Consider the following 13,017-nt stretch of genomic DNA (forward strand, 5'->3'; position numbering starts at 1 on the left):
CGAAGAAGCCCCGGAGGGCACGTCCTCCGGGGCTTCTGGCGGCTAGGGGTGATCGCGGAGGCGGGCTTCGCGGTCGCCGGGAGCCGCCGGAAGGGGACGGGCCACCAGACGGATCACCAGACCGGTCACCGGATGAGTCACCGGACCGGTCACCACGCGACCGGGAGTGCCGCGAGCGGGCGGACCAGACCGGCCTGCTGGTAGCGGAGTTCCGCGGGCGGGATCGCGAGGCGGGCCTCGGGGAAGCGCTCGAAGAGGCGGCGGGCGGCGGTCTCGGTGATGATCTTGGCGAGATGGGCGCCGGAGCAGTAGTGGATGCCGAAGCCGAAGCTGAGATGGGCGGGCTTCGGGCGGGTGAGGTCGAGCATCTCCGGGTGGACGGGGAACTGATCGGGGTCCCGGTTGGCGGACAGCACCGAGATGATGACGACCTCATCGGCCGGAATGGTGACCCCGCCGATCTCCACCGGCTCGGTGGTGACGCGCTGCAGCGCGTTGCTGATCGGGTTGACGTAGCGGATCAGCTCGTCCGTCGCGGCGCCCCAGCGGCCCGGTTCGGCGAGGAGCTGGGCGCGTTCCCGCGGGTGGGTGAGGAGGGCGGCGATCACGCCGCCGACGAGACTGGCGGTGGTGTCGTTGCCGCCCGTCATCAGGGCGAAGCTGGTGGAGAGGATCTCGGTGAGGGTCAGCCGGCGCTCGGGGTCGGCGTGGATGAGGGAGGAGAGCAGACCGTCGTCCGGCTCCCGCTCCTTCTGGGCGATCAGGGCGGACATATAGGCCGACAGGTCCCGGATGTTGCGGTCCAGGACGCCCGAGGTGTCGGTCGGCGAGTGCTCGCGCAGTGCCTGGGACCAGCGCAGGAAGTCCGGCCACGCCTCGGCGGGCACCCCCATCAGCTCGGCGATGGTCATCACGGGCAGCGGCTCGGCGTACCCGGCGATCAGATCCGGGCGGGCCTGGTCGGCCAGCCGGTTGAGCAGCTCGTCGGCGATCTCCACCACCCGCGGCCGCAGCGCCTCGGCGCGGCGCGGGGTGAAGGCGAAGCTGATGGCCTTGCGCAGCGGGGTGTGGCGGGGTGGCTCGAGGTTGGCCAAGTGGTTGGCCTCCTCGGCGGGAGGGGTCATGGCGCGGCCCGACTTGCGTGACATCAGCCGGTAGTGGACGTGGATGTCACGGCTGAACCGCGGGTCGGCGAGGGCCGCCTTGGCGTCGTCGTACCGGGTCACCACCCAGGCACGGCCGCCGCCGGGCAGGGAGACCTCACACACCGGGCGCTCCTGGCGGACGTATTCCAGAACGGGATACGGGTTCTGGATGAAATCGTTCGTGAGCAGCCAGTACTTGGAGAGTGTCCGTGTGGCGGCCATGCCGTCTCCCTCAGCCATCCGGGGCCCTTTCGTCCCGGATGACCCTAGGTCGGCCCTCCTGATGCCACAGGCGCGATGCAAAGACTTCGAAGCGGGCCCGGATCCGGGCCCGGATCGCGGCCTGGATCCCGCTTCCCCGTTCCCGCTTCCCCGCTCCCGGCCGTCGAACTCGGCGCCCGATCTCTGCCATTCGGCAGAGGCGGCGCCCCGGGGCCCCGTCCTAATCTCGGCTCGTCAACGCAAGCCCGACCCGGCAAAGGGAGAGTGAGCCGCGTGAGCGCGACAAGTTCGACGGATACGGAGTTGGCCGCTCGAGCGGTGAACGTCCACAAGGTGTATGGGACCGGCGATGCGCAAGTCGCCGCCCTGCGCGGGGTCGATGTGGACCTGCGCCGTGGTCAGTTCACGGCGATCATGGGGCCTTCGGGTTCCGGTAAGTCGACCCTCATGCATTGTCTCGCCGGCCTCGACACGGTCAGTGAGGGCGATGTGTATGTGGCCGATATGAAGGTCAATGGAATGAGCGATAAGGAACTGACCGCTCTTCGCAGAGATCGCATTGGATTTATCTTCCAGCAATTCAATCTGCTGCCGATGCTGACCGCCGAGGAGAACATTCTCCTGCCGTTGGCGATCGCGGGCCGCAAGCCCTCGCCGGAATGGCTGGCGAAGGTGATCGAGACGGTGGGGCTGAGCGACCGGCTCGGGCACCGTCCCACGGAGCTCTCGGGCGGTCAGCAGCAGCGGGTGGCCTGCGCACGGGCGCTGGTGTCCCAGCCCGAGGTGATCTTCGCCGATGAGCCGACCGGCAATCTGGACTCGCGGGCCGGCGCCGAGGTGCTGAAGTTCCTGCGCGACTCGGTCAGGACGCTGGGCCAGACCATCGTCATGGTCACTCATGACCCCAACGCCGCCTCGTACGCGGACCGCGTGGTGTTCTTCGCCGACGGACACGTGGTCAGCGAGATCACCGAGCCGACCGCGGACGCCGTGCTCGACATGATGAAGAAGATCGACACGCTGGAGAAGGTGGCCTGATGTTCAAGGCGACTCTCAAGAGCGTGCTGTCGCGGAAGCTACGACTGCTGCTGTCGGGCCTCGCGGTGGTGCTGGGCGTCACGTTCGTCTCGGGTGCCTTCGTCCTCCAGGACACCCTTGGCCGTTCGTTCGACGCCCAGTTCGCGGGCGCGTACGACGACATCGATCTGCAGGTGGCCGCCAAGGCGCGGGTCAGCGGAAGTGCGGGCGACGCGGCGAGCGCGCCGGTCGGACTGGACGCGGCGACCGTACGGCGGGTGGCGGACGTCCCCGGCGTCGGGAAGGCCGACGGGGACATCCGCGTCGAGGGCGCCCGCGCGCTCGGCAAGGACGGCAAGGTGGTGCCCAGCACCGGCGGCCCCCGGTACGGCAAGGGGTGGACCGGCGAGACCTCGCTCCTCGCCCTGCGCAAGGGCCACGCCCCGGCCAAGCCGGACGAGGTGGCGATCAACGCCGGGCTCGCCGAGAAGGGGCACTTCTCGGTCGGCGATTCGATCGGCGTGCTGACCGGACAGCCCAAGCGGTCCTTCACCGTGGCCGGGATCTTCGGCTACTCGGGCGACCGTGACTCCATCGGCGGCGAACAGACGGTGGCGTTCACCGAACCGGTGGCGCGGGAGCTGATGCTGGGACACAACGGCCAGTACTCGGCCATCAGCGTGGACCTGGCCTCGGGCGCGAAGAGCGCCACCGTCAAGGCGGCGCTGAAGAAGGAGCTCGGGTCCGGTTTCGAGGTGCGCACCGGCGAGGAGCTGTCGAAGGCGTCGGCCGACCGCTCGCGGGAGATCCTCGACCTGGTCACCCAGGTGCTGCTGGGATTCGCGGCGGTGGCGGTGCTGGTCGGGGTCTTCCTGATCATCAACACCTTCTCCATCATCATCGCCCAGCGGATGCGTGAGCTGGCACTGTTGCGGGCGCTGGGCGCCAGCCGCCGTCAGATGATCGGCTCGGTGCTGCTGGAATCGCTGGTGATCGGGCTGGTCGCGGCGGTCATCGGGCTGGGCCTCGGGGTCGGCCTGGGAGCCCTGGGCGCCTCCCTGCTGGCGGGCACCATCAAGGGGCTGGAGGTCGCCGATCTCGCCGTTCCCGCCAACGCGGTCGTCGTGTCGCTGGTGGTCGGTGTGGGGGTGACGATGCTGGCCGCGCTGTTCCCGGCGCTGCGGGCCGCGAAGGTCGCGCCCATCGCCGTCATCCGTTCGGCGGTGGCGCCGGACCGCAAGCACCGCAAGCAGACCTGGACCGGTTCGGTGCTGCTGGTGCTGGGTGCCGCGCTGCTGGTGATGGGGCTCGCCGGGTCGGGCGACGCGGCGATGTCGGCCGTGCTGCCCGGGGTGCTGCTCACCTTCATCGGGGTCACGCTGCTCACCCCGCTGATCAGCCGGCCGGCCGTATGGCTGCTGGGCGGGCTGTTCTCCCGCTCGCTCCCCGGCCAGCTGGGGCGCCGCAACTCGGCGCGCAATCCGCGCCGTACCGCGATCACGGCCTCGGCGCTGATGATCGGCGTGGCGCTGGTCACCACGCTCAGCACGGTGGCCGCCTCGGCGAAGGACAGCGTCAACAACGAGATCTCGGACAAGCTGAAGTCCCAGCTGGTGGCGATGGGCGACTCCGGCGACAGCATGTCGGCCTCCATCGACCCGGCGGCGCTGCGCCAGGCGCGTGGCGTGGACGGAGTGGAGGCGGTCGCCGCGGCGTCGTTCGACACCGCGAAGGTCGGCAAGGACACCCAGTCCGTGTCCTCCTGGGAGGACTGGGGGGCGGCGCGCGGCATGCTCAGCCTGCGGGCCGAGGCCGGGTCGATCGATGAACTGGCCCCCGGCTCGGTACTGATGAACAAGGCCACCGCCAAGGACCGCGATCTGAAGGTGGGCGACAAGGTCACCGTCCAACTGCAGCGCGGGGAGCCCCGCAGCTACCGGCTGGCCGGCACCTTCGAGGACATGGCGCTGGCCAACAGCGTGGTGATCCCGTGGGCCGACGCGACCGAAGGCTTCCGCAACGCGCAGCCGTCGCAGGCGTTCTTCGAGCTGGCCGCGGACGCCTCGGTGGCCTCGGTCCAGCCGGGGATCGAAAAGGCGCTGCGGGACAGCCCCGAGGTGACGGTGCAGTCCAAGGACGCCATCGCCCAGAAGTTCAACGACGGCTTCGACATGATGCTCAATCTGGTCCAGGCGCTGCTCGCGGTCGCGATGATCATCGCGGTGCTGGGCATCGTCAACACGCTGGCCCTGTCGGTGATGGAGCGGACCAAGGAGCTGGGCGCGCTGCGGGCCATCGGGCTGGGGCGGGGTCAGACGATCCGCATGATCATGACCGAGTCGGTGGTCATCTCGCTCTTCGGCGCCGTGCTCGGTGTGGTGGTCGGGGCCGGGCTCGGGCTCGCGGTGGCCCACTCGATGCGGTCCCAGGGTGTCAACACCCTGTCACTGCCCTGGTCGCTGATGGCGGTCTATCTGGTGGGCGCGGCGATCGTCGGGGCGCTGGCCTCGCTGGGCCCGGCCCGGCGCGGGGCCAGGCTGAACGTCCTGCGGGCCGTCACACAGGAGTGAGGCCCGGAACACAACGGATGGGGTGTACCGCGCCCGGAGAATGCCGCGGGAACCCAGAAAGTCTCCCACGGTGCCTCGGATAAATCCCCCGGCGAGGCACCGTGGGGCTTCCCCCGCCGCGCGAGACGTGGGTCGCATTGCAGCTTCCTGCACCGGCTGTTGTCTTTCGAGATTAGGTACGTTGATATGGTCTCGACAGATCGGATGCCGGTGCTGTGTAACCGGTTCTCGGCCGCCCAGAAGGCAGCCGAATCGGACAGGGGGAAAAATGCACGAGCGGGAGTTCCGCGCCTTCGTCTCTATAGCGGAGATAGGACGTATGGATCAGGCGGCGAAAGTACTCGGTTATTCGCAGCCGGCCATCAGCTATCAGATCAAGTGCCTGGAACAAATGCTGGGCACCAAGCTTTTCACCCGTGACTCCACGGGTGCCCAGCTCACTCGCGAAGGGCGGATGATCCTGCCCTCGGCCCGTGCGGTACTGGCTCTCATCGACAGCATGAAGGGCGTCTGCGCGGCCGCCTGATACGCGGCGCCGCGCGGCCACCTCCCAAGGGCCCGCCTCCCCCGACCACGTCGGGGGAGGCGGGCCCTTGTGCCGCCGGGGTGCCCGTGGCGGCCGGGGCGGCTGGGGAAGCGGATGGCAGGAAGGTGCAGCCGGTACTGATGGGGAGCGGGCCCGTGGCGGCCGCTCCGGCGGGGTCAGTCGACGCGCTCGCTGTCCCACACCCAGGCGGCTATGCCCACCCGGTTGCGCACGTCCAACTTCCGCTGGACGTTGGCGATATGGGTCTTGACCGTCCCGGCAGAGATGAACAGCTCGCCGGCGATCTCCGCGTTGGTCATGCCCTGGGCGACCAACTTGGCGATCTCCACCTCGCGTTCGGTCAGCGCCTCGATGGGCCGTTTGGCCCGGGGCCGCTCGGGCTCCTGGATGTGCCGCAGCAGCCGGACCGTCACCGAGGGACTGATCATGGCGTCCCCGGCCATGGCCGCCCGGATCGCCTCCACCAGCAGCGTCGGCCCGGAGCGTTTGAGGAGGAAGCCGCAGGCCCCGTTGCGCAGGGCGCTGTGCACATACTCGTCGAGGTCGAAGGTGGTCACCACGATGATCTTGATCGGGTCCTTGGCGCCCGGCCCGGCGAGCAGCCGGGTGACCTCGAGTCCGTTCATCCGGGGCATCCGGATGTCGGCCAGCACCACATCGGGCCGTAGCTTGCGGGCCAGTTCGACGGCCTCCAAGCCGTCGGCGGCCTCGCCCACGACCTCCATGTCCGGTTGGGAGTCGAGAATCAGCCGGAAGCCGATGCGGACGGTGTCCTGGTCGTCGGCCAGCAGGATGCGGGTGGTCACGGCACACACCGTAGCCGTAACGGCACCCGGCCGTGCCGGATTGCCCAACGGACCGTATCGAAAGTTTCACTAAGGGCTTTGGGGCGAGTGGGGCGGTTGACAGCATTCGGCCAGACCCCTCTCGAAGCCGTGCGGCGTAGCGCGGTGCGTTCCCAGGTTGGAGTGGTGAGTGAGCATGGCTCGCACCAGAACACTCAGAGCGACGGTGGCGGGCGCGGCCTCCGTGACCGTCTCCGTGGCGTTGCTCGCGAGCGGGAGTATGGCTTCGGCGGCACCGGACTGGCTCAGCCGCGCCGGGCACGCCACCCCGTCGGATGTCGCCATGCTGTCCGCCAAGGCCGGCGATCCGGTCCGGCCCGCCTGGCCCGCGGGCGACTTCGACGGCATCGCGGAGTCCGCCGGGAAGCGGGGTACGGCCGCGGCACCGAAACCGGCCTCCCCGTCCGACGGCGCGACCCTGGCCGACCGGCGCCCGGTGCTGACCGCCGCGCGGGCCGCGGGCAAGGCCGAGTACGAGTTCGTCATCGGCACTGGTGACAGCCCCCGTGGCGGGCAGGTCGTCTCGTCCGGCTGGCTGCGCACCCCGCGCTGGACGGTGCCGGACGGCACGCTCAAGGACGGCGGCCAGTACACGTGGACCGTACGGGCGCGGAACCGGGCGTCAGGAAAGGTGACCGCGGACGCCCCGGCCAGGTCCCTCACCGTGAACCTGTGGCTGGGGGCACAGCCCGCCGAAGGGCCGGTGCCCATGGACACGCTCGGCCCGGCGTCGGTGAACCTCGCCAACGGCAACGCGACCGCGTCGGTGGCCACCCCGCAGACGAGCACGGGGGCCGGGCCCCTGGGGGCGACCTTCACCTACAACTCGCTGGCCACGGCCGAAGTCGGGCTCACCGGCTCGTACTTCACGGGGACGTCCGGGACGGGCATCGGCGGCAAGGAGAAGCCGGCGGCCGTACGGACCGACACCCAGCCCTCCTTCAACTGGGACGGGCAGGCCCCTTGGGAGGGTGCCAAGGCCGGCGACCGGTTCCGGGCGCGCTGGACCGGGCAGCTGCGGGTACCGGACTCGGGCGGCTACCGCCTGGGCGGCGTCTACCAGGGCGGGGTGCGGATCTGGCTGGACGACACCCCGGTCGTGGACGACTGGAAGGGCGAGAAGGGCGGCTCCACACCCCGGTTCGGCGCGGTGCGGCAGCTCAAGGCCGGCCACGCCTACTCGGTGCGGATCGAGTACCAACGCCCCGCCGACGGCGGGCGGCTGGCCCTGTGGGCGCAGCGCTCGGGCAAGGGCAGCCTGCCGGTGCCCTCGTCCTGGCTCTCGCCGGCCGGGTCCGTGCTGCCGCCCGGCTGGAGCGTGACTCCCGCCGCGACCGGCCAGGACGGCGCGAGCGCGCTCAAGGAGGGCACCGGCGAGGGTGTCACGGCGGCGGGCGGTGCGGACGCGGCGAACCCGCTGAGCAGCCCGCAGGGCGCGAACGCGACCGGCTCGAGCGCCGACACGGGCACGGGCGCGGCCTCCTCGACGGGGGCCGCCCAGCCCAACTCCGCCACGCCCAAGGCCGCCACCGGAGCCAAGGGCGCGAAGGGCGCCAAGGGCGCCGGGGACACCGACAGCGACGCCGCGAAGCTCAAGGCGACCGAGGAGGCCGCGGACGAGGGTCTGAAGTTCTTCTACGGCGGCGACTCCACCTGCGAGGACGACGACGCCCCCGAGGGGTTCGTCTGCGCGGTCCGGGTACCCGGCGCGGGGACGACCCAGCTGCACTACTCCGCGGGGAAGCTCGCCCGGATCGTCAATCCCGGTGACGAGACCACCGACTTCGGCTACACCGCCGACCACCGGCTCACCGCCGTCCGCACCCCGCTGGTGATGGACTGGATCGCGGTCGACCCGGACCGGCGCGACCACGCCACCGCCGACTACCAGATCGGCTACGCGGACTCCGGCACCCGGGCCGCCCGGCTGGCCGGCCCCGAGCCCACCGGCTTCACCGAGGGCCGGACCGCGCGCCCCGAGCGGCGCTACGCCTATGGCTCGGGCTCCACCAAGATCGATGTGGCGGGTCTGCACGGCACCCGCACCGTCGCCTACGACACCGCGGGACGCGTCAGCTCCGACACCGACGCCACCGGGCGCACGGTGCGCAAGGAGTGGACGGCGGCCGAGCAGCCCGCCGCCACCCTCGACGCGGCCGGCCGGCTGACCACCACGGTCTATGACGAGGCGGGCCGCCCGGTCGGCGCCTTCGGCCCCGGTCCCGAGAAGTGTTTCGCCGATGACGGCAGCCTGGTGAGCCCGGCCCCCTCGGGGTGCGGGAAGGTCCCGGCCACCACGACGACGTACGGCGACACCAGCGCCACCTCCGTCACCCAGGGTTCCGACGGGGTGCCGGACCTCACGGTCGAGACCCAGCTCAACGAACTCGGGGTGCCGGTGGCGATGGTCACCGACCCGAAGGGCCTGAAGCTCAAGACCGGCTACGAGTACGACGAGATGTTCCGGCCCACCGCCAAGGTCATGCCGAGCGGGGCCAAGCAGAGTTACGCGTACTACGGCGCGACGGAGAAGGCCGACAACCCCTGCACCGACGAGGACGATCCGCTGCCGCAGGCCGGCCTGCCGAAGTCCATCACCTCGGCGGCGTCGGCGACCGGCTCCTCCCGGACGGAGAAGTTCGTCTACGACGAGCGGGGGCTGCCGGTCGCGGTGACCTTCGGCGGGACCAAGTGGACCTGCGTGGACTACGGTGACCGCGGCCAGATCCTCGCCATGCACGTGCCCGGGAACGAGTGGGCCCCGGCGCGCACGATCAGCTACGACGCGGCCCACGGCGGCGATCCGCTGACCACCAAGGCGTCGGAGCCCGGCGACGAACTGCTCTTCACGGTCGATCTGCTCGGCCGTACCGTCCGGTTCACCGACGCCCAGGGCATCCGCACCGAGACGGTCTACGACCGGGCCGGACGGGCGGTGCGCGAGACCTCGACCCCCGCCAGCGACGCGGACGCGACGCAGGTGAAGACGGTGCGCTATGACGACGCGGGCCGTGAGACCGCCGTCGCGCTGGACGGCAAGACGCTCGCCACCGTCGCTCTGGACGCGGGCGGCGAGGCCGAGCGGGTGACCTACGCCAACGGCTCGTCGCTGAAGGTGGTCCGGGACGCCGCGGGCCGGATCACGGGCAACGACTGGCGGCTGGCCCACGGCCGCTCGCTGCCGAGCACGGTGACCCGGGCCCGCTCGGGCGTGGTGACCGACGAGTCCACCGCGGGCCAGGACGCCCGCAAGGGCGAGCCGAACTACCGCTACGACGCGTCGGGCCGGCTGGTCGACGCCTGGGTGACCGGACACCACTACAGCTATGACTTCGCCGACGCGCCCAAGGACTGCCCCAAGGGCACCCAGAGCGACGCGGGGCGGAACGGCAACCGGCTGCGGCTGACGGACCGCACGGCGGACGGCACCACCGAGACCGGCTACTGCTACGACGCCGCCGACCGGCTGCTGGCCACCACCGGCGATCACCCGGTGACGGACGTGACATACGCCGAGAACGGCCATATGACCGGCTACCGGCAGGACGGCGCCACGGTGGAGCAGCGCCACGACGCGGCCGAGCGCTACCGGGGATCGAGCATCACGGGCAAGGGCGCGGCCGATGTCAGCTACGCCTCCGACATCGCCGACCACCTGATCGCGCGCGAGTCCAAGGGCGCGGACGGCTCGACCCAGCTCTACGGCCACACCTCGCACACCGATCCGGACATCGACTTCGTGCTCGCGAAGGACAAGCGGGTGCTGAGCCGGGTGGTGGCGCTGCCGGGCGGTGTGGTCTACGCCAAGAAGGGCGCCTCGTACGAGGGCCGCTCCACCTGGAGCTACCCGACCGTCCGCGGGGATGTCTTCGCCGTCGCCGGGGACGAAGGAAAGCAGATCGGCGACCTGTACCGGTACGGCCCGTACGGTGAGCCGCTTGCCGCGGACGGCACCGTCGACCCCGACCACGTCCCGGACAACCTGCCCGGTGACTTCGACTACGGCTGGCTGGGCCAGTACCAGCGCGGCTCCGAGCACGCCGGGGCCCTGTTCTCCGCGGTGCTGGACACCCGGCTGCTGAACAACCCGCTCGGCCGCTTCACCCAGCCGGTCTCCGACGGGCCCTTCCTGAACGCCTACGAGTACGCGGCCGGCGACCCGGTCAACCACGTCAGCATCGACGGGTTCAGCCTGGATGGGGAGAAGGAATGATGGAGAAGTATTTCGCGGACGCCGATGTGGACCTGCTGGAGCACAACGGCACCCACCTGGTGCGGGTGACGCCCCGCCACGGCGGTGACGGTCCGGGCTGGGTCGCGGCCAACCTGGACGGGCTGCGCTCGGCGATGCTCGACCACGCGGCGGTCATGGTGAAGAGCCTGGACCTGGGGGAGCAGGACGAGCTCGCCGGTCTCGCGGAGCTGATCGGCGGCAAGACGCTGGAGTACAACGAGCGGTCCACGCCGCGCAGCCGGGTCAAGGGGAACGTCTACACCTCGACCGAGTACCCGGCCGACCAGTCGATTCCGCAGCACAACGAGAGCGCGTACTCCAGCAACTGGCCGCACAACCTCTATCTGTACTGCGCCAAGGCGGCGGCCACCGGCGGGGAGACCCCGGTGGCCGACAGCGGGGCGGTCCTGGACCGGCTGCCGCGGGACCTGGTGGCGCGGTTCGAGGAGCACGGGGTGCTCTACACCCGCACCTATCGCACCGGGATGGGGCTGTCCTGGCAGGAGGGGTTCCAGACCGACGACAAGGCGTATGTCGACCGGTACTGCGCGGAGCACGACATCGAGTCGGAGTGGGACGGCGATGTGCTGCGCACCCGGCAGCGCCGCCCGGCGGTGGTGGAGCACCCGATCACCGGCCGCAGGGTGTGGTTCAACCAGGCCCATCTGTTCCATGTGCACGCGCTGCCCGAGGCGGTGCGCGAGGGGCTGCTGGAGATCTGCGGCGAGGACGGGCTGCCGCGCAACGCCTACCTCGGCGACGGCGCCCCGATCACCCCTGAGGAACTGACCGCGATCCAGGGCGCGTACGAGGCCACCATCCTGGCGGAGCGGTGGGAGGACGGCGATCTCATCATGATCGACAACCTGCTCACCACCCATGGTCGGCGTCCGTTCACCGGGGACCGCAAGGTGCTGGTGTCGATGACCCAGCGTGAGGGGTAAGCGCGGCATGGCGAGCCAGCCGACCGCCGGTCCCGGGGAGATCGACCTCGACCAGGTGGACCTCACCGATCCGCAGACGTTCCTGAACCGTGAACTGCCGCCGATGTGGCGGCGGTTCCGGGAGCTGAGCCCGGTGCACTGGCATCCGACCGAGGGGCTGATGCCCGGCTTCTGGGTGCTCTCCCGCTACCGGGACGTGATGGCGGTGTACCGGGACAACCGTGCCTTCACCTCCGAGAAGGGCAACGTCCTCACCACGCTGCTGCAGGGCGGCGACTCCGCGAGCGGCAAGATGCTGGCGGTCACCGACGGCGTACGCCACCGGGAGATCCGCAACCTGCTGCTCAAGGCGTTCGCGCCGCGGGTGCTCGAGCCGGTGGTGGACGCGGTGCGGCGGCGCACCGAGGGGCTGGTGCGCGCCGCCGTCGAGCGCGGGAGCTGCGACTTCGCGCAGGACGTGGCGGAGCACATCCCGATGGCCACCATCGCCGATCTGCTCGGCGTCCCGGAGTCCGACCGGGGCTATCTGCTCACCCTGACCAAGCAGGCGCTCAGCGCCGAGGAGGCCGGGCAGAGCGTCGAGGAATCCCTGATCGCGCGCAATGAACTGCTGCTGTACTTCGCCGATCTGGCCGAGGACCGGCGCGAGGAGCCGACCGAGGACGTGATCAGCGCGCTGGCCACGGCGACGATCGACGGTGAACCGCTCACCGAGGAGGAGATCGTCTTCAACTGCTACAGCCTGATCCTCGGTGGCGACGAGACCAGCCGCCTCTCGATGATCTGCGGGATGCGGGAGCTGATCGAGCACCCGGTGCAGTGGAAGCGGCTGCGCGCCGGGGACGTGGCGGTGGAGTCCGCCGTCGAGGAGGTGCTGCGCTGGGTCACCCCCGCCATGCACTTCGGGCGGCGGGCCGTGGTGGACACGGAGATCGGCGGTCAGCACATCAAGGCCGGTGACATCGTCACGATGTGGAACACCGCCGCCAATTACGACGACGAGGTGTTCGCCGAACCCGAGGTATTCGACCTGGGCCGCACCCCGAACAAGCATGTGTCGTTCGGATACGGGCCGCACTTCTGCCTCGGCGCCTATCTGGGCCGGGCGGAAATCCATGCGATGCTCACCGCGCTGCGGACCATGGTGACGGAGGCGGAGCTGACAGGGCCCGGCCGGCCGATCCACTCCAACTTTCTGCACGGCTATAGCAGTCTGCCGGTGTCCCTGACTCCGGATCAGGCCGGACTGGCTCGGTCGCGCATGGCCTGACCAGGCGTGACGAGCGCGGTGTTCGCCATCGACTGCCCCGACCTGCGTCAGGTCGGGGCAGTCGATTTTACGGTCCGGGACCGACGCCGGTACAGCGCGATGCGCATTCTTCGATATGCGTTTCTCGGCGATTTCAAGTTTTTCATTCGCCCATAGGGGTATTCGAGGATGCTTCGTAGGGTTGGGCTCGATCGTTGAGCCTATTCAAACGAGGTGAACGGCA

Annotated in this window: 8 protein-coding genes; 6 read left to right on the top strand and 2 right to left on the bottom strand. The window is 70.3% G+C overall.

Going from position 1 to position 13,017, the window contains the following annotated elements:
• Nucleotides 1-149: 149 nt before the first annotated feature.
• Nucleotides 150-1,367, bottom strand: a complete 1,218-nt coding sequence (locus VT50_RS00655) for a cytochrome P450 family protein (protein ID WP_046084490.1) — start codon at nt 1,365-1,367, stop codon at nt 150-152.
• Nucleotides 1,368-1,631: 264 nt separating this feature from the next.
• Between VT50_RS00655 and VT50_RS00660 the strand changes: the two genes are divergently transcribed.
• The 3 genes from VT50_RS00660 to VT50_RS00670 all read left to right on the top strand — a co-directional run bounded on the left by VT50_RS00660 (nt 1,632) and on the right by VT50_RS00670 (nt 5,480).
• The gene (locus VT50_RS00660) at nt 1,632-2,405 is read left to right on the top strand and encodes an ABC transporter ATP-binding protein (protein ID WP_240528981.1); all 774 of its coding nucleotides are present in this window, start codon (nt 1,632-1,634) and stop codon (nt 2,403-2,405) included.
• Nucleotides 2,405-4,954: an ABC transporter permease gene (locus VT50_RS00665; RefSeq protein WP_046084492.1), complete on the top strand. Its 2,550-nt coding sequence runs from the start codon at nt 2,405-2,407 to the stop codon at nt 4,952-4,954. Before VT50_RS00660 ends, VT50_RS00665 begins: the two co-directional genes overlap by 1 nt.
• A 268-nt stretch (nt 4,955-5,222) precedes the next feature.
• A complete protein-coding gene (locus VT50_RS00670; protein ID WP_046084493.1) occupies nt 5,223-5,480 on the top strand; it encodes a LysR family transcriptional regulator in 258 nt (85 codons plus the stop codon).
• Between the two features lie 176 nt (nt 5,481-5,656).
• Here the strand turns inward: VT50_RS00670 and VT50_RS00675 are convergent, their stop codons facing one another.
• On the bottom strand, nt 5,657-6,307 hold the full coding sequence (locus VT50_RS00675) for a response regulator (protein WP_046084494.1): 651 nt from the start codon (nt 6,305-6,307) through the stop codon (nt 5,657-5,659).
• A gap of 175 nt (nt 6,308-6,482) precedes the next feature.
• Here VT50_RS00675 and VT50_RS00680 point away from each other — a divergent pair, with 175 nt between their 5' ends.
• Genes VT50_RS00680 through VT50_RS00690 form a run of 3 tightly spaced genes read left to right on the top strand, consistent with a single transcriptional unit; the run spans nt 6,483 to nt 12,794 of the window.
• A complete protein-coding gene (locus tag VT50_RS00680; RefSeq protein WP_046084495.1) occupies nt 6,483-10,559 on the top strand; it encodes a PA14 domain-containing protein in 4,077 nt (1,358 codons plus the stop codon).
• Nucleotides 10,556-11,524 (top strand): TauD/TfdA family dioxygenase, encoded by a 969-nt coding sequence (locus tag VT50_RS00685; RefSeq protein ID WP_053048432.1) that lies wholly within the window; start codon nt 10,556-10,558, stop codon nt 11,522-11,524. Before VT50_RS00680 ends, VT50_RS00685 begins: the two co-directional genes overlap by 4 nt.
• A 7-nt stretch (nt 11,525-11,531) precedes the next feature.
• Nucleotides 11,532-12,794 carry a cytochrome P450 gene (locus VT50_RS00690; RefSeq protein WP_046084496.1) on the top strand — a complete coding sequence of 421 codons (1,263 nt, stop codon included), beginning with the start codon at nt 11,532-11,534 and terminating at the stop codon, nt 12,792-12,794.
• Nucleotides 12,795-13,017 lie beyond the last annotated feature (223 nt).

This window comes from Streptomyces antioxidans (genome assembly GCF_000968685.2).
Classification (GTDB): domain Bacteria; phylum Actinomycetota; class Actinomycetes; order Streptomycetales; family Streptomycetaceae; genus Streptomyces; species Streptomyces antioxidans.

What these genes read in the sequence shown, in the direction of transcription:
- VT50_RS00655 (WP_046084490.1), bottom strand. Translation starts at nt 1,367, where the DNA reads ATGGCCGCCACACGGACACTCTCCAAGTACTGGCTGCTCACGAACGAT.
- VT50_RS00665 (WP_046084492.1), top strand. Translation starts at nt 2,405, where the DNA reads ATGTTCAAGGCGACTCTCAAGAGCGTGCTGTCGCGGAAGCTACGACTG.
- VT50_RS00680 (WP_046084495.1), top strand. Translation starts at nt 6,483, where the DNA reads ATGGCTCGCACCAGAACACTCAGAGCGACGGTGGCGGGCGCGGCCTCC.
- VT50_RS00670 (WP_046084493.1), top strand. Translation starts at nt 5,223, where the DNA reads ATGCACGAGCGGGAGTTCCGCGCCTTCGTCTCTATAGCGGAGATAGGA.
- VT50_RS00690 (WP_046084496.1), top strand. Translation starts at nt 11,532, where the DNA reads ATGGCGAGCCAGCCGACCGCCGGTCCCGGGGAGATCGACCTCGACCAG.
- VT50_RS00685 (WP_053048432.1), top strand. Translation starts at nt 10,556, where the DNA reads ATGATGGAGAAGTATTTCGCGGACGCCGATGTGGACCTGCTGGAGCAC.